Genomic DNA, 16,834 nt, shown 5'->3' with positions numbered 1-16,834 from the left:
TATGGCCAATAGAGGCATCAATAAAGTCATCCTGATCGGCCACCTGGGCCAGGATCCCGAAGTGCGCTATATGCCCAACGGCAATGCGGTGGCCAACATCACCCTGGCGACCAGTGAAACCTGGCGCGACAAGCAGAGTGGTGAGCAGAAAGAGCGCACCGAATGGCACCGGGTGGTGTTCTTCGGCAAGCTGGCGGAGATCGCTGGCGAATACCTGCGCAAGGGCTCACAGGTGTATGTGGAAGGCCGGCTGCAGACTCGCAAATGGCAGGATCAGAGCGGCCAGGATCGTTACACTACCGAAGTGGTGGTGGACATGGGCGGTGTGATGCAGATGCTGGGCGGCCGTCCCCAGGGCGGCGGTGCCGTCCAGGGTGGCTGGAACCAGGGCGGCCAGCCCGCCGGTGGTCAGCCTTCTGGTGGTCAGTATGGCGCGGGTCAGCAGGGTGGCCAGGGCAACTGGGGCCAGCAGGGCGGTCAGCCCCAGGGGCAGCCTCAAGGGCAGCCGCAATACGGCCAGCAGAGTCCGCAGCCGGCCAGCAAGCCCCAGAGCCAGCCGCCGGTGTACAACGAGCCGCCGATGGATTTCGATGACGATATTCCGTTCTGATATTCAGCTGCGACCGATTTTGTAAATTATAAATATAAGCCCCTGTATCGAGGGGCTTTTTTATCGCCTGACTGCGCCAGAAGGGGCCAGCCCGGGGCGAATTTTCCGGACCGGGTACCGATTGAGCTAAAAGTCTTGTTGTCACTGTACACCCGGGTCTGCGATAACAACGGGTAAGAACAAGAAAAAGAACGGCAACGTAGGCGTTTTGTTAGGGATGACCGATGAAATTTACCAACCAGTTTATCGCCACTATCACCCTGTGCGTGCTGGCGGCCGTACTGCTGGTGCTGGTGGGTGCCGGGATCAGCTTTTACCAGATGGGCATCGCCTATCAGAAGCGTCAGGTCGACGCCGTGGTGCGGCTGGTGAACGAGGGCTGGCAGCCCGGCGCCGAGCAGCAGCAGAATATTGATCGCTGGCTGCCGGCCTTGCTGGACGTGAACGATATCGTCGAGTTCACGGTACTCCAAGGGGAGCGGAACCTGTACAGCTACCAGGCCGAGACCCGGTTGTCTGCCAGTGAGCTGGCGCTCGAATACCGGCGGGATCTGCCGGCCCACCAGGGGCTGGCGGTGCGCTTGGTGCTGCGCCCACCCTTCTACGATATCGACCACTCGCTGGCGGCGGTATCCGGGCTGACCGCCGCCATACTGCTGGTGTTCGTGGGGCTGCTGTTCAGCTTGCGCTGGTTCCGCCAGCAGTTGAGGGGAGCCGAGTGGCTCGACTTGCGCGGTCAGCTGATCCTCGACGGCAAGCTCAACATGCTGCAGCACAATCCCCGGGAAGAATGGCCGCACCACGCCAGTCAGGCGCTGGACAAGCTGCTGCTCGAGCTCAAGGATGCCCGCAAGGAACGCAGCCGTTTCGACACCTTTATCCGTGCCAACGTGTTCGTTGACAAGAAGATCCGCATCGGCAACCGGGTGTTCTTCGACAACCGGCTGGAGGCGGCGCTCAACGATCCGTCCAGCCACTCCGGCGCCCTGCTGCTGGTGGAATTACAGGATCTGGAATACATCAACTACAACCTGGGCTATGAACGCGGCGACGAGCTGCTGTCGTCGGCCTCGGTCTACCTGGGTCACCTGATCCGCCGTTATCCCGGCTCCCTGCAGGCCAGGTACACGGGCAACATCTTCGCCCTGCTGTTTCCCAATCAGGTGGAAAGCGAAGCCCTGGAGGCGGCCCGGCAGGTGATGAAGCTACTGCAGCGGCTGCACTGGCCCGACGAGATCCGGGAGCCGTCGATCTTTATCGGCGGGGTCTGCTTCCGCTTCGGAGAGCCCCTGTCCCAGGTGCAGGAAGAGGCGGAGCTGGCCCTGCGCAGCGCCGCCCTGCAGGGCGGCGAGGGCTACTTCATGTATTACAAGGGGGTCACCGAAGAGAGCAGCGGCAAGGGCACGGTGCGCTGGCGCACCCTGCTCGGCCGGCTACTGGAGAAAGACCTGGTGATGCTCGATCGCCAGGGCATTTACACCGGGGAACAGCGGCCGCCGGTGATGTACGAGCTGCTCGCCCGGATCCGGGACGAGCAGGGGCGGGAGCTGTCGGCCGGGCACTTCATTCCCATGGCGGAAAAGTGCGGCCTGCTGCAGGAACTGGATCGGGCCATCATGCTGCATTGCCTGACTCTGCTGCAGGAAGGGGGCCGGCAGGCCCCGCTGGCCATCAACCTGTCGGCGGCCAGCCTGCTCAACCGCGGTTTTCACCGCTGGCTGATCTTCGAACTGCTCCAACTGCCCAAGGCGCAGCTTTCCGAACTGGTGATCGAGCTGTCCGAAGCCCAGGTCAGCCGCCATTTCCAGGCGCTGGTGCAGCCGCTGCGTGCGCTCAAGGCGCTGGGCTGCCGGCTGGCGGTGGATCATGCGGGCCAGGACGTGGTCAGCACCCAGTACATCAAGGACTATGATCTGGACTACCTGAAGCTGCATCCCAGCCTGGTGCGGGAGATCGATCACAAGCCGGTTAACCAGATGGCGGTGCGCAGCCTGAGCGGCAACTGCGTCGGCACCCAGACCCGGGTGATCGCCGTGGGGGTGGAAACCGAGGCGGAATGGGAGTGCCTGCACCAGCTGGGCATCTACGCGGGGCAGGGGTACTACTTTTCCCGCCCGGAGCGCTTCGAACTGTCATAGACCGCCGCGCACACCCTGCAGGCCGCCGGTATGGAGGAAGATCAGCCGGCTGCCGGCCGGGTAGTAGCCGGCCTCGATATCCCGGAACAGCCCCAGCATCGCCTTGCCGCTGTACACCGGCTCCAGAGGGACCGCCAGTTCAGAGGCTAGGCGAGCGATCCGCTGTCGATCATCGGCGGAGCATTTGGCGTAACCGCCGCCGTGATACCCTAGCCGCAGCCGCCAGCCCGGGTCCCGGGCCGCCGGCGGATACAGTCCCGACACCGTTTCCGCCAGCCAGCCATCGCCTTTCAGGACCGCGTAACCGATGATCCGGGTGTCCGCCGGCCGGGCGGACAACAGCCCGGCCAGGGTACCGCCGCTGGCCACCGGCAGGATCAGGGCATCGGCCGGCGCCAGCTCCCGCCACAGCTCCGCCACTCCCGGCAGGGCCAGTGCGCAGCTGCCGCCTTCGGGGATCAGCCGGTAGCCGGGATGGCGCTGCGCCAGCGCCGCCAGCCAGTCCGGTTCCTGGCGGCGGCGATATTGCCGCCGGTCGACGAATGCCAGGGTCATGCCCCAGTGGCGGGCATCGGCCAGGGTCGGGTTGTCGGCATATTCGGGTTCGCCACGAACCACCCCCAGGGTCGGCAGCTCCAGTGTCTGGCCCGCCGCCGCCAGGGCATGTAGGTGGTTGGACCAGGCGCCGCCGAAGCTGAGCAACCCCGACGCCTGCTCCGACACTGCCTGGCGCAGCACGTACTTGAGCTTGCGCCACTTGTTGCCGGAGATCCGCGGGTGCAGCAGATCGTCCCGCTTGATCATCAGGTCGAGTCCATGTCGGGTCAGCAGCGGATGCCGGGCCCATTGCAGGGGGGAGGGGGGCACGGCGTCAAACAGCCGCCGCCAGCGTAAAAGATGGGACACGGGAAAAAATAAAAAATGGTGGTGGGGCAAGTGTAAGGAACTTATCACTTTATTAAAACTCCTGCTCGCCGGTGAGCGGCTTCCCCGTGGTTGCGCCTTGCTACGAACTGGCTGCATTGGTAAAGTTAGCCGAATTTTTTCCGGTTTCTCAATCCAGGATCCCCTTCAGCATATGTTTAAAAAGCTCAGAGGCATGTTCTCCAACGATCTGTCGATCGATCTGGGAACGGCCAACACCCTTATCTACGTCAAAGATCAGGGCATTGTTCTGAACGAGCCCTCGGTCGTGGCCATTCGCCAGGAAAGATCCGGTTCCGCTCAGAGTGTTGCCGCCGTCGGCCATGCCGCTAAACAGATGCTGGGGCGGACCCCCGGCAATATCGCCGCCATCCGCCCGATGAAGGACGGCGTTATCGCCGACTTTTACGTCACCGAAAAGATGCTGCAGCACTTCATCAAGCAGGTACACGACAACAACTTCTTCCGGCCCAGCCCGCGAGTGCTGGTCTGTGTGCCCTGCGGCTCCACCCAGGTGGAACGCCGGGCGATCAAGGAATCCGCCCTGGGGGCCGGGGCCCGCGAGGTCTATCTGATCGATGAACCCATGGCCGCCGCCATCGGTGCCGGCCTGCCGGTGTCTGAAGCGACCGGGTCCATGGTGGTGGATATCGGTGGCGGTACCACCGAGGTGGCCATCATCTCCCTCAATGGCGTGGTGTACTCCCAGTCGGTACGCATCGGCGGGGATCGCTTCGACGAGTCGATCATCAATTATGTGCGCCGCAACTACGGATCCCTGATCGGGGAAGCCACCGCCGAACGCATCAAGCATGCGGTCGGCTCCGCCTACCCTGGTGACGAGGTGCTGGAGATCGAAGTCCGCGGCCGTAACCTGGCCGAAGGGGTACCGCGCAGCTTCACCCTCAATTCCAACGAGATCCTGGAAGCCCTGCAGGAGCCGTTGACCGGCATCGTCAGCGCGGTGATGGTGGCGCTGGAGCAGTCGCCGCCTGAGCTGGCGTCCGACATTTCCGAGCGCGGCATGGTGCTGACCGGCGGTGGCGCCCTGCTGCGGGATCTGGACCGGCTGTTGATGGAAGAAACCGGTATCCCCGTGGTGGTCGCCGACGATCCCATGACCTGCGTGGCCCGGGGCGGCGGCAAGGCACTGGAAATGATCGATATGCATGGTGGGGATCTGTTCCATTACGATTGATGACAAGGCCGGCTCGAGCGGCCTGTGTATTTGCCTATGAAACCGATTTTCGGCCGCGGGCCTTCCTTGTCAATCCGGCTGGTGCTGGCGGTGGTGGCGTCGCTGGCTATTATTGTCGCCGACAGCCGCTACCACAGTTTTACCGAGGCCAAGGTCTATCTGAATTCCCTGGTCAGTCCGCTGCAATACATGGCCAATAGCCCCCGGGTGCTGCTCGACTCCGCCTCCACCCAGCTGATGTCGCGCAAGTCGCTGCTGACGCAGGCGGAGCGGATGGAGCAGGAGCTGTTCCTGCTGCGGGACGATCTGCTGCGCCTGCGCCACCTGGAGCAGGAGAACCAGCGGCTGCGTGATCTGCTGGGATCCCCGGTGCGTTACGATACCCGCCGCATGGTGGGGGAGATCATGTCGGTGGACACGGATCCCTTCTCCCAGCAGGTGGTGCTCGACAAGGGCAGCATCCAGGGCGTGTTCGAAGGCCAGCCGGTGCTCAACGAGCAGGGCGTGGTCGGCCAGGTGATCTCGGTGGGCAAGACCACCAGCCGGGTACTGCTGATCACCGACATTAGCCACGGCATTCCGGTGCGGGTGGCGCGCAACGACATCAGGGCCATCGCCAGCGGCAGCGGCCAGCTCGACAGCCTGGTGTTGCACAACATCACCCGCAACACCGACATCCGGGAAGGGGACGTGCTGCTCAGCTCGGGGCTGGCCGGCCGCTTTCCCGAAGGCTATCCGGTGGGCCGGGTCAGCCATGTGGGCTACGAGGAAGGCCAGCCGTTCGCCGATATCCGGGTGCAGCCGTTCGCCGCTCTGGACCGGGTGCGCTACCTGCTGCTGCTGTGGCTCGAACCCCGGGGGATGGAAGTCGAGGCCGACCCGGTCCCAGCCTCCACGGAGCCGCAACCATGACCGCGTTTTCCCTGAAAGGCCGGCTGGTTATCCTGGTCAGCCTGTTACTGGCGCTGATCCTGTCGATCCTGCCGTTGCCCGAGCTGATCGCCGCCTTCCGCCCCGACTGGCTGCTGGTGACCCTGATCTACTGGAGCATCGCCCTGCCGCACCGGGCCAATGTCGGCACCGCCTTCGTGGCCGGCCTGATGTTGGATCTGCTGCTCGGCTCCGTGCTGGGGGTGCATGCGCTGGCGCTGGTGATCCCGGTGTATCTGGCCGCGTCCCAGTTCCAGCGCATGCGCAACTATTCGGTCTGGCAGCAGGCCTTCGTGGTCGGCGCCCTGGCGATGCTCAACAAGCTGCTGATTTTCTGGGCTGCCTACCTCAACAGCAATATCCAGCTCGATTACCACTACTTCTGGTCCATCGTCAGCAGCATGGTGTTCTGGCCCTGGATCTTCCTGCTGCTGCGCAAGTGCCGCCGGCAGTTCGCCTTGTCCTGAGGTCGCCCATGTCCCCCGTGCTCTATCTCGCCTCCGCCTCCCCGCGCCGCCGGGAACTGCTGGCCCAGCTGGAACTGCCGTTCGAGCTGGTGCTGCCCCAAGTGGAGGAACGCCGCGCTCCCCACGAGGCGGCCGCCGACTACGTGCGCCGGCTGGCCCGGGACAAGGCCCTGGCCGGCCGCGCCATGGCGCCCCGGCCGCTGCCGGTGCTGGCCGGCGACACCATAGTGGTGGTGGACGGCGAGGTGCTGGAAAAGCCGGTCGACCGGGCCGACGGCCTGGCCATGCTGAGCCGGCTGTCGGGACGCAGCCACCTGGTGATGACTGCCATGGCGCTGGCGCACCGGGGCGGTTGCGAGCTGACCCTGGTGACCACCGAAGTGACCTTCCGCGCGCTCAGCGCCAGCGACAAGGCACGTTACTGGGCCAGCGGCGAACCGGCGGACAAGGCCGGCGGTTACGGTATCCAGGGGTTGGGCGGGCGCTTCGTGTCGCGTATCGACGGCAGTTACAGCGCCGTGGTCGGGCTGCCACTGGTGGAAACCGAGGCGCTGTTGCAGCGGGCGGGGATTTTGCCGCGTTGAGCAGGCGTTTTCCGCCGCCATTCTGTGGTAGGTTAACGGTATTCTTCACATCCTGATGGCCGGAGCAAGCATGTCCGCAGAACTGATTATCAATATGACCCCCGCGGAAACCCGGGTGGCGCTGGTGGAAAACGGTATCCTGCAGGAAGTGCACGTAGAGCGCCAGGCCCGGCGCGGCATCGTCGGCAACATCTACAAGGGTAAGGTCAGCCGGGTGTTGCCCGGCATGCAGGCGGCCTTCGTCGATATCGGCGGTGAACGGGCGGCCTTCCTGCATGCTTCCGACATCGTGCCCCACACCGAATGCGTGGATACCAAGGAACAGGAACACTTCCAGGCCGGCAACATCGCCGAGCTGGTACGCCAGGGGCAGGACATCATGGTGCAGGTGGTAAAGGACCCGCTCGGAACCAAGGGCGCCCGCCTGACCACCGACATCACCCTGCCCTCCCGCTACCTGGTGTTCATGCCGGGCAGCGCCTACGTGGGGGTGTCCCAGCGCATCGACTCGGAGCAGGAGCGGGAGCGGCTCAAGGCATTGGCGGCCAGCTACGTCGACGACCTCGGCGGCTTTATCATCCGTACCGCCGCCGAGGGCATCGGCGAGTCGGAGCTGGCCCAGGACGCGGCCTTCCTCAAGCGGCTGTGGCGCAAGATCCTGGAGCGGCGCGGCAAGTACCCGTCCTGCTCCATGCTGTACGAAGATCTGGGGCTGGCGTTTCGCATCGTGCGCGACTTCGTCGGCGCCGAGCTGGACCGGATCCGGGTCGATTCCCGCAGTACCTGCGAGACCCTCAGGGCCTTCGTCGACGAGTTCGTACCCGAGCTGGCGGGCAAAATCGAATATTACCAGGGCGAGTCGCCGATCTTCGATCTCTACGACGTGGAGAACGAGATCCAGCGCGCGCTGGATCGCAAGGTGGAGCTCAAGTCCGGCGGCTACCTGATCATCGATCAGACCGAGGCCATGACCACGGTGGACATCAACACCGGCGCCTTCGTCGGCCACCGCAACCTGGAAGAGACCATCTTCAACACCAATATCGAGGCCACCCAATCCATCGCCCGCCAGCTGCGGCTGCGCAACCTGGGCGGCATCATCATCATCGATTTCATCGACATGTACGACGAGGACCACAAGCGCCGGGTGCTGCACAGCCTGGAGCTGGCGCTGTCCAAGGACAGGGCCAAGACCAACGTCAACGGTTTCTCCCAACTCGGGCTGGTGGAGATGACCCGCAAGCGCACCCGGGAAAGTTTGGAACACGTGCTGTGCGGCGAATGCCCCGAGTGCCATGGCCGGGGCCGGGTCAAGACGGTGGAAACCGTCAGCTACGAGATACTGCGCGAGATCACCCGGGTCAACAAGGCCTACGATGCCGACAAGTTCGTGGTTTACGCCTCCAGCGCCGTGGCCAGCGCCCTGCAGGAGGACGAAACCCACATGCTGGCGGAGCTGGAGGTGTTTATCGGCAAGCAGGTCAAGGTGAGCAGCGAGCCCCTTTATAACCAGGAACAGTTCGACGTGGTGATGATGTAGTGATCAGACGGAGTCTAAGCTGGGCCTGGCTGGGCCTGGCGGCGTGCGCGGTGGTGCTGGCCTTGCTGGTGACCCTGCTGCGCTTCGGCTCCCCCTGGCTGGCACACTGGCAGCAGCAGTGGTTCGACCGGCTGCTGAGCGATAACCGGATGACCCTGGAGGTCGGCCATCTGGGGCTGTCCTGGCGGGATTACGGTCCGGTGCTGGTGATGAACGAGGTCAGCCTGCACCGTCCCGACGGCCCCGCCGTGACCCTGCGACGGGCTCATGTGGACCTGCATCTGTGGCAGAGCCTGCGCCAGTGGCAACCGGTGCTCAATGAACTGATCCTGGACGGACTGCGGCTGCCGCTCGACCTGGCGGACCGGGACGCCGCGAGCGGCGGCCGCGCCGATCTGGCCGCCCTGCGCGATCTGGCCCTGTCCGGGGTCCGCCGCTTTTCCCTGCGGGATGCCCGCTTCCTGCTGACCACCCCGGAGCAGGCCCTGCTCGAGCTCGAGATCCCCGCCCTTCGCTGGCAGAACGAGCCCGGCCTGCACCAGGGCCAGGGCCGGCTGGGCTTCGGCCCCGAGGCGGCGCAGCAATTCACCTTCAAGGGGCGCTTCGAGGGCGAGCAGGACCGGCTCGACGGCGCCGTCTACCTGCAGGCGGACGGCGTCGATGCCGGCGCCCTGATCCGCCGTATCCGCCCCGATGACGACAGGGTCGGCGCCGAACTGTCCTTCGAGCTGTGGCTGGAGTGGCAACAGGGCCGGCTCAGCGCCGGCCTGCTGACCCTGGGGGAAAACCGCCTGCGCTGGGGCGAGGAGCACCAGGTGGCGGTCGACGGCGGCCGGGTACAGTGGCAGCCGACCACGGACGGCTGGCAACTGGCCAGCAGGGAGATCGATATCCGGGTGGATGACGAGCCCTGGCCCAGCTGGCGTTTCCAGCTGGACCGACGGGAAGATCGGCTGCACGGTTATGTGGATCGCCTGACCTTCACCGACCTGGCCCTGCTGGCCCAGTGGGGGGAATACTACTGGCCGGACGCCTCGCGCCAGTTGTCGGGCATCGCCCCCCGGGGACAGCTGACCAATCTCTCCTTTTCCGCCCTGCCGGACGGTCGCGACTGGCGGGTCAGCGGTGAGCTGCAGGACGTGAGCACCGGTGCCTACCGGTGGGTCCCCCGTACCCGGGGGCTGGACGGGCGCTTCGTGCTGTCCGCCGCCGGCGGCCAGCTGCGGCTGCGCCAGCAGCAGGCGGCCGACTGGGTTTACGACAGGGCGTTCCGCGCGCCCTGGCCGATGCGGCGGCTGAACACCGAACTGCGCTGGCGGCGCCAGGAGCAGGGCTGGCGGTTATGGAGCGAGCAACTGCAGGTGGACACCGCGGACGTGACCCTGCAGGGCTGGTTCAGCCTGCAGTGGTCGGAGCGGGAGTCGCCCCTGCTGAGCGCCTCGGCGCAAGTGGATCTGCACCGGGCGGAACGGGCGTTCGTCTATTTCCCCGAACCCCTGATGGGCCGCGCCCTGGTGGATTATCTGCAGGGCGCTATCGGCGGTGGCCAGGCGGAAAATGCCGAAGTGCTCTGGTATGGCCGGCTGAACGGCTTTCCCTATCGGGAGCAGCCGGGCATTTTCCAGGCGCGGGTACCGCTGCGCGACGCCGAATTCCGCTTTGATCCCCACTGGCAGCCGCTGACCGGGCTGAGCCTGGATCTGCTGTTTGAAAACGACGGCCTCACCATGACGGGCCCGGCAGGCCGGCTGGGGGAGGTGGACGCCAGTGCCATCGAGGCCAGCATAGTGCCGCTGACCGCCGCCGCCAGCCTGCGGCTCAGTGCCGGGATAAGCGGTGACGGGCAGGCGGTGACCCGTTATCTGCAGCAGTCGCCGCTGGCGGATTCGGTCGGCCAGACCCTGGCCCAGGTGCAGGTGGCTGGGCCGCTCAGCGGCAGCCTCACACTGGATGTGCCCCTGGCCGGGGGGAAGGTCGGGGTCGATGGCCGGGTGGACTTTGACCAGAGCCGGGTCCGGATCAGCCCCCTGGATCTGCCCCTGGACGGGGTCACGGGCAGGCTGCTGTTCGACGACAGCCAGACCCGGTTTGCAGGCATGCGGGCCGACTGGGCCGGGCATCCGCTGACCCTGGACTACCAGGGCCAGGCGGAGGGCGGCGGTTACCAGGTCAGGCTGGACATGCGTGGTCGGGCCCTGGCCGAGGCCCTGGGGCGGCAACTGCCTTCCCTGCAGGCCCTGGACGGAGCGGCCGACTGGCGCGGGCAGCTTCGTCTGACCCTGGACGACGAGGGCGGGGTGGATTACCGCTTTACCGCGGACAGCACCCTGGCCGGCCTGGCCAGCGGCTTGCCGGCACCGCTGGAAAAAAGCGCGGCCGAGCCGCTGCCGGCACGGCTGCAGCTCGACGGCAACCGGCAGCAGGCGGAACTCGGGCTGACCCTGGGGCCGGAGATCAGGGGCCAAGCGAGGCTGGCTTTCGGCGCGGATGGGGCCCGGGTAGAGCGGCTGTGGCTGGATGCCGGCGAGCCGTCGCACCCGGAGCCCAGGGCGCCGCTGGACATCGCGCTGCGCACCACGACCTTGCGGCTCGATGACTGGCTGGCCTGGCTCGGTACCGGCTGGGCGCCGGTCGCCGGGGCGCCGGTCGCACCTCGCCGGCTGCGCTGGCCCGAGACCTACCGGGTGTCGGTGCAGGCCAGCCGCGCTCGCCTGTGGCGCCAGCCGCTGCATCAGCTGCGGCTGGCGCTTGGTCCCGACGAGTTCGGCGGCCACCGGATCCGGGTGCAGGCCGAAGAAGCGGAAGGCGAGCTGCGGTGGCACGCCGGGCAGCCCTGGCAGGCCGACTTCAGCCGGCTGTGGCTGGCTCCGGAGCCGGCGGCGGAGACGACGCCATCGTCCGGACCGGAACGCCACATCAACCCGGCGCAGGTACCGGCCTTGCGCTTTGCCTGTGCCGACTGTCGCTGGCACGAGCTGGCGTTGGGGCGAGTGGCGGTGCGTCTCGAGCCGGAGCCGGACGGCGTCAGGCTGGCCGAGCTGACGCTGGATGGCCCGCTGCTGCAGGCCAGGGCGCACGGCCAGTGGCTGCAACACCAGAGCGGCAACCTGAGCCGGCTGGAATGGCAGGGCGGCACCCCGTCGGTGCAGCGGCTGTGGGAAGGGCTGGGCCGCAGTTCCCCGTTCAGCGAGACCAGTGCCAGCCTGGAAGGCCAGCTGCGCTGGCTCGATTTGCCCTGGCGGCCGGATCGGCAAAGCCTGAACGGGACCCTGGCGGTCGAGACCGGCGCCGGCGTGATCACCGAACTGAACGACAGGGGCGCCGGTCTGTTGTCGGTGCTGAGTATGGAGTCGGTGCTGCGGCGGCTGCGCCTCGATTTCCGCGATGTGTTTGAAGAGGGCTTCTACTTCGATCGCATCGGCGTGAGTGGCGAGATCACCGAGGGGGTGCTGCGCAGCGACGACTTTACCCTGGACGGGGCGGCCGGGGATCTGCGCGGCCGGGGACAGGTGGACCTGGCGGCGGAGCGGATCGATTACCAGTTTGAATTTACGCCGCACCTGACCGGCAACCTGCCGGTGTTGGCCGCCTTCGCCGTCACCCCGGTGACCGGTCTTTATGTACTGGCGCTGTCCAAGGTGCTGGGCCCTGTGGTAGATGTATTCACTCGTATCCGTTATCGGGTCAACGGCCCACTGGAGCAGCCGCAGGTCACCGAGCTGGGCCGGGAGCAGGGGCGTATCAGCCTGCCCGGCGATGAATGAGGAGCAAGTCATGGAACTGGTGGCGATACAACTGAATGCCGGAGCCGACTGGCCGGCGAACCAAGCCAGGCTGGAAGGATTGTTGCACCAGCTTCCGCCGGGCCGTCCGCTGCTGGTACAGCTGCCGGAAAACGCGGTGGTGTTCGGCAACCGGGAGGCGGCCCGGCGATGGGCAGAGCCCCTCGGCCGGGGGCCGGTGCAGGAGACCTTCTCCCGCTGGGCGCGGGAGCACGGAGTCTGGCTGGTGGTCGGCGCCATACCGACCTGCATCGAGGGCAGCGACAAGCTGCACTCCACCTGCCTGGTGTACGATGACCAGGGCCGGCGGCAGGCCCACTACCACAAGGTGCACCTGTTCGATGTACAGGTGGCCGACGGCCATGGCCGTTATCAGGAGTCCGCCACCTACCAGGCCGGCAACGAACTTTGCGTGATCGACAGTCCTTTCGGTCGTTTAGGCTTGTCTATCTGTTATGATCTACGTTTCCCCGAGTTATATCGGGCGTTGCGCGAGCGGGGCGCGGAGATCCTGATGGTGCCGGCGGCCTTTACCCGGGTGACCGGCCAGGCCCACTGGCTGCCCCTGCTGCAGGCCCGGGCGATCGAAAATCAGTGCTATGTGCTGGCCGCGGCGCAAGTGGGCGATCACGGCGCCGGCCGGCAAACCTGGGGGCACTCGGTGATCCTCGATCCCTGGGGCGAGATCAAGGCGTGCCTGCCGACCGGGGAAGGCCTCGTCGCCGCCCCGCTGGAGCCTGAACGCCTGGCCGGCATCCGTCGCCAGATGCCGGTCGCCCAACATGCCCGCCTGACCGCGGTTTGGAGAGACAACCCATGAGCATTGAACAGATTAACCGCAGCCTGCTGGCCCCCAACGAACTGGACATGGCGCTGCTGGATGCCCAGCTGGCGCGGCTTTGCCGCCATCAAATCGACTTTGCCGACCTGTATTTCCAGAACAGCGTGCACGAGTCCTGGGTGCTGGAAGACGGCATCGTCAAGGACGGTAGCTACAACATCGAGCAGGGCGTCGGGGTGCGGGCGGTGAGCGGCGAGAAGACCGGTTTCGCCTACTCCGACGAGCTGACCGCGGCGGCCCTCGATCAGGCGGTGAGTGCCGCCCGTGGCATCGCCGAGCGGGGCGGCGAGGGGCGTTTTCAGGTCGGCCGGGAGCAGTCGGTGGCGGCCCGTTATGCGGGATTGAACCCGCTCGACAGCCTGAGTCGGGAACAGAAGATCGCCCTGCTGCAGCAGATGGACGCCTTCGCCCGCAGCCTGGATCCGGCGGTCACCCAGGTGATCGCCTCCATTTCCGGGGTGTACGAAGAGATACTGGTGCTGGCCACCGACGGCACCCTGGCCACGGATCTGCGCCCGCTGGTGCGGCTGAACTGCTCGGTGCTGGCCGAACGCAACGGCCGGCGGGAGCGGGGTGGCAGTGGCGGCGGCGGCCGGGTCGGCTACGACCATTTCCTGGAGGAGGTGGGCGGCCAGCCGAGGGCCATGGGTTACGTGAAAGAGGCGGTGCGCCAGGCCCTGGTCAACCTGGAGGCGGTGGACGCCCCGGCGGGCACCATGCCGGTGGTGCTGGGCGCCGGCTGGCCGGGCGTGCTGCTGCACGAGGCGGTGGGACATGGCCTGGAAGGGGACTTCAACCGCAAGGGCTCTTCCGCCTACTCCGGCCGCATCGGTGAAAAGGTGGCCTCCGGCCTGTGCACCATAGTGGATGACGGCACCCTGGCCAACCGCCGCGGCTCGCTGACCATCGACGACGAGGGCACCGCCAGCGGCTACAACGTGCTGATCGAAAACGGCATCCTCAAGGGCTACATGCAGGACAAGCTCAACGCCCGGCTGATGAAGATGGCGCCCACCGGCAATGGCCGGCGCGAGTCCTACGCCCACCTGCCGATGCCACGCATGACCAATACCTATATGTTGCCGGGGCAGACGCCGCCGGAAGAGATCATCCGCAGTGTGAAGCGGGGCATCTATGCGCCCAACTTCGGCGGTGGCCAGGTGGACATTACCTCGGGCCGTTTCGTGTTTTCGGCCTCCGAGGCCTATCTTATCGAGGACGGCAAGCTGACCGCGCCGCTCAAGGGGGCGACCCTGATCGGCAATGGTCCCGAGGCCATGAGCCAGGTGTCCATGGTGGGCAACGATCTGGCGCTGGATACCGGGGTCGGGGTGTGCGGCAAGGACGGTCAGAGCGTACCGGTGGGGGTGGGCCAGCCGACCCTCAAGCTGGATCGGATGACGGTAGGTGGTACTCAGTAGAGACTGATTATCAAGATATAGTAAAAAGCCTTTTTCTGTGCGATCCGGAGACGGGGCAAGGTCTAATCAGTGTTGTCGCAGTTGCGGCAATAACTGGAGGCAATCAAAATGAAAACTTTGCTATCGATAGCCTTTGCCTCTGTCCTAGGGTTGATGTTGATGCCGGTGCAAGCCGGAACAGTGCTGAATATGCAGCAGCCCGTGGTGCAGGAAATGGCTCAAGGCGACGGCGCGGACAACCGCGAATGCGCCATTCAGAAAAAAATGGGTAAAAAGCCGGCGGACATGTGTTTCTAAATGCCGGGGTTTGCCCCATAGACAACAACGGGAGCCGAGGCTCCCGTTGTGCTGTTCAGGGTTCCAGATGTTGCTTCAGGTACTGGAACAGCTCCCGGAACGCCTTGGGCGGCAGGTTGGCGGCCAGCTCCTTGCGCCCCTGGCGGGCCAGTTGCCGCAGCTTTTGCCGATCCAGATCCCGGTGTTCCGCCAGCAGGGCATCCACCCCCTTGTCGCCTTCCCGGATCAGCCGGTCGCGCCACTGCTCCAGCTTGTGGAAGTGGGCGTTGGTCACGGCGTTCTTGTGATCGAAGGCGGCCAGCGCCTGCTGGATGGCGGAGACATCCCGGTTGCGCATCAGCTTGCCGATAAACTGCAGGTGCCGGCGCAGGGCTTCCCGCTTGTTACTGAGCCGGTGCGCCAGGGCGATGGCATCCTTCAATTCTTCATCCAGCGGCACCTTGGCCAGTTCGCTGGGTTTGAGCCTGACGAGGGACTCGCCAAGCTCTTGAAGGGCCTGGCTTTCCCGTTTCATCTCGCTCTTGCTGACCCATTCGATGTCGTCATCGTGGTCGGGGTGCTCATCTTGGTGGCGCATGGTTTTTCCGTCTCAACAAAGATTTTGCATATATATTACCAGCTTCTCCCAAGGGACGCAGGGGTCTGTTATGCTAACTCCAAACAGAGCCAGCGATATCATTATGACCCCTGCAGACATTCAAACTGAACAGCGCCAGCTTGAACTGGCGGTAGAGCAAGCCTTGGAAAGTGCCCGCCGGCTGGGCGCCGAGGCGGCGGAAGTCTCCATCAGCAAGCAGACCGGCCTGTCGGTCAATACCCGCAACGGCGAGCTGGAAAACATCGAGTTCAACAAGGACGGCGCCCTGGGGATTGCCGTGTACCGGGACGGTCGCAAGGGCTCGGCGTCCACCTCGGATCTGCGGCCCGATGCCATCGCCCGTACCGTGGCGGCTGCCCTGGATATTTCCCGTTATACCACGGCGGATCCCTGCGCCGGCATCGCCGACGCCGCCGAGCTGGCCTGGGATGCGCCGGAGCTGGAACTGTGCTTTCCCCGTGATCTGACGCCGGCGGACGGCATCGAGCTGGCGCTGCGTTGTGAGCAACAGGCTTTGGGCCGGGATCCGCGGATCAAGCAGTCGGACGGGGCCAGCTTTTCCAGCAATGTCGGCATCAAGGTCTACGGCAACAGCCACGGCTTTATCAAGAGCTATGCGGGCTCCCGTTTCGGCCTGAGCTGCATGCTGATCGGCGAACAGGACGGCGACATGCAGCGGGAATACGGCTATACCTCGGCGCGCAGCTTCGACGATCTCTGGACCCCTGAGCAGGTGGCCGATGAGGCGGTGACGCGCACCCTGGGCCGACTCGGCGGGCGCAAGATCGGCACCACCCGGGCACCGGTGCTGTTTCATCCGGATGTGGCCTCGGGCCTGTTCGGGCATCTGGTGATGGCGATCAGCGGCGGCAACCTCTACCGAAAATCGTCGTTCCTGCTCGACGCCCTGGGCCAGCGGATTTTCCCCGACTGGCTCGACATTCACGAACAGCCGCACCTGGACAAGGGACTGGCCAGCGCGCCCTTCGACAACGAAGGGGTACGCACCCACGAGCGGCACATCATCGAGGACGGCGAACTCCGGAGCTACCTGCTGACCAGCTACTCGGCACGCAAGCTGGGCATGCGGCTGACCGGCCATGCCGGCGGCATCCACAACTGGCGCATTGCCAGCAGTGGCCAGAGCCTGGAGCAACTGCTGCAGATGATGGGCACCGGCCTGCTGGTAACCGAGATGATGGGCCAGGGGGTGAACATTGTCACCGGCGACTATTCTCGCGGCGCCGCCGGCTTCTGGGTGGAAAACGGCGAAATCGCCTATCCGGTGGAGGAGATCACCATCGCCGGCAACCTGAAGGAGATGTTTGCCGGGATCCGCGCCATCGGTACCGACGTGGAGACCCGCTCCAGCCTGCAGACCGGCTCCGTGCTGATCGAGCAGATGAAGATTGCGGGGCAGTAAAAAAGCAGGGATTAGGGATTAGGGATTAGGGATTAGGGATTAGGGATTAGGGATTAGGGATTAGGGATTAGGGATTAGGGA

General features: G+C 65.4%; 14 protein-coding genes. 12 read left to right on the top strand and 2 right to left on the bottom strand.

All coding sequences use genetic code 11. The annotated features are described in order from the left end of the window. Window position 1 precedes the first annotated feature (1 nt). Together C7H85_RS08970 and C7H85_RS08965 are read left to right on the top strand one after the other, a co-directional pair. The gene (locus tag C7H85_RS08970) at window positions 2–610 is read left to right on the top strand and encodes a single-stranded DNA-binding protein (protein WP_106729341.1); all 609 of its coding nucleotides are present in this window, start codon (window positions 2–4) and stop codon (window positions 608–610) included. Between the two features lie 224 nt (window positions 611–834). After that, window positions 835–2,748: an EAL domain-containing protein gene (locus C7H85_RS08965; RefSeq protein WP_106729340.1), complete on the top strand. Its 1,914-nt coding sequence runs from the start codon at window positions 835–837 to the stop codon at window positions 2,746–2,748. Here the strand turns inward: C7H85_RS08965 and C7H85_RS08960 are convergent. Beyond that, a complete protein-coding gene (locus C7H85_RS08960; protein ID WP_245879606.1) occupies window positions 2,743–3,654 on the bottom strand; it encodes a 1-aminocyclopropane-1-carboxylate deaminase/D-cysteine desulfhydrase in 912 nt (303 codons plus the stop codon). The two genes, C7H85_RS08965 and C7H85_RS08960, sit on opposite strands and share 6 nt — an antisense overlap. Before the next feature lie 172 nt (window positions 3,655–3,826). Between C7H85_RS08960 and C7H85_RS08955 the strand changes: the two genes are divergently transcribed. The 9 genes from C7H85_RS08955 (at window position 3,827) to C7H85_RS08915 (ending at window position 14,732) form a co-directional block, all read left to right on the top strand. Beyond that, a complete protein-coding gene (locus C7H85_RS08955; protein WP_106729338.1) occupies window positions 3,827–4,870 on the top strand; it encodes a rod shape-determining protein in 1,044 nt (347 codons plus the stop codon). Between the two features lie 36 nt (window positions 4,871–4,906). Then, window positions 4,907–5,782 carry a rod shape-determining protein MreC gene (mreC, locus tag C7H85_RS08950; RefSeq protein WP_106729337.1) on the top strand — a complete coding sequence of 292 codons (876 nt, stop codon included), beginning with the start codon at window positions 4,907–4,909 and terminating at the stop codon, window positions 5,780–5,782. Beyond that, the gene (gene mreD / locus C7H85_RS08945) at window positions 5,779–6,267 is read left to right on the top strand and encodes a rod shape-determining protein MreD (protein WP_106729336.1); all 489 of its coding nucleotides are present in this window, start codon (window positions 5,779–5,781) and stop codon (window positions 6,265–6,267) included. Before mreC ends, mreD begins: the two co-directional genes overlap by 4 nt. Before the next feature lie 8 nt (window positions 6,268–6,275). Then, complete coding sequence (locus C7H85_RS08940) at window positions 6,276–6,851, top strand: Maf family protein (protein ID WP_106729335.1); 576 nt, start codon at window positions 6,276–6,278, stop codon at window positions 6,849–6,851. Window positions 6,852–6,921: 70 nt separating this feature from the next. After that, window positions 6,922–8,391, top strand: coding sequence for a ribonuclease G (gene rng / locus C7H85_RS08935; protein WP_106729334.1), 1,470 nt, complete (start codon window positions 6,922–6,924; stop codon window positions 8,389–8,391). Beyond that, window positions 8,391–12,155, top strand: a complete 3,765-nt coding sequence (locus C7H85_RS08930; protein ID WP_106729333.1) for a YhdP family protein — start codon at window positions 8,391–8,393, stop codon at window positions 12,153–12,155. The genes rng and C7H85_RS08930 overlap by 1 nt, the downstream gene beginning before the upstream one ends. Window positions 12,156–12,165: 10 nt before the next feature. Beyond that, on the top strand, window positions 12,166–12,993 hold the full coding sequence (locus tag C7H85_RS08925) for a carbon-nitrogen hydrolase family protein (protein WP_106729332.1): 828 nt from the start codon (window positions 12,166–12,168) through the stop codon (window positions 12,991–12,993). Beyond that, the gene (gene tldD / locus C7H85_RS08920; protein WP_106729331.1) at window positions 12,990–14,435 is read left to right on the top strand and encodes a metalloprotease TldD; all 1,446 of its coding nucleotides are present in this window, start codon (window positions 12,990–12,992) and stop codon (window positions 14,433–14,435) included. Before C7H85_RS08925 ends, tldD begins: the two co-directional genes overlap by 4 nt. A 108-nt stretch (window positions 14,436–14,543) precedes the next feature. Continuing rightward, a complete protein-coding gene (locus C7H85_RS08915; protein WP_106729330.1) occupies window positions 14,544–14,732 on the top strand; it encodes a hypothetical protein in 189 nt (62 codons plus the stop codon). Between the two features lie 55 nt (window positions 14,733–14,787). Here C7H85_RS08915 and yjgA read toward each other — a convergent pair whose 3' ends face one another. Next, on the bottom strand, window positions 14,788–15,309 hold the full coding sequence (yjgA, locus tag C7H85_RS08910) for a ribosome biogenesis factor YjgA (RefSeq protein WP_106729329.1): 522 nt from the start codon (window positions 15,307–15,309) through the stop codon (window positions 14,788–14,790). 103 nt (window positions 15,310–15,412) lie between these two features. On the opposite strand from yjgA, the gene pmbA reads away from it, so the two are divergent. Beyond that, window positions 15,413–16,753 carry a metalloprotease PmbA gene (pmbA, locus tag C7H85_RS08905; RefSeq protein ID WP_106729328.1) on the top strand — a complete coding sequence of 447 codons (1,341 nt, stop codon included), beginning with the start codon at window positions 15,413–15,415 and terminating at the stop codon, window positions 16,751–16,753. The last annotated feature ends 81 nt before the right edge of the window (window positions 16,754–16,834 follow it).

Origin of the sequence: Zobellella endophytica (assembly GCF_003012775.1) — a bacterium.
Lineage (GTDB): Bacteria > Pseudomonadota > Gammaproteobacteria > Enterobacterales > Aeromonadaceae > Oceanimonas > Oceanimonas endophytica.
Note: the sequence above shows the minus strand (reverse complement) of the source record. Positions and strands in the feature narration are given on the sequence as shown.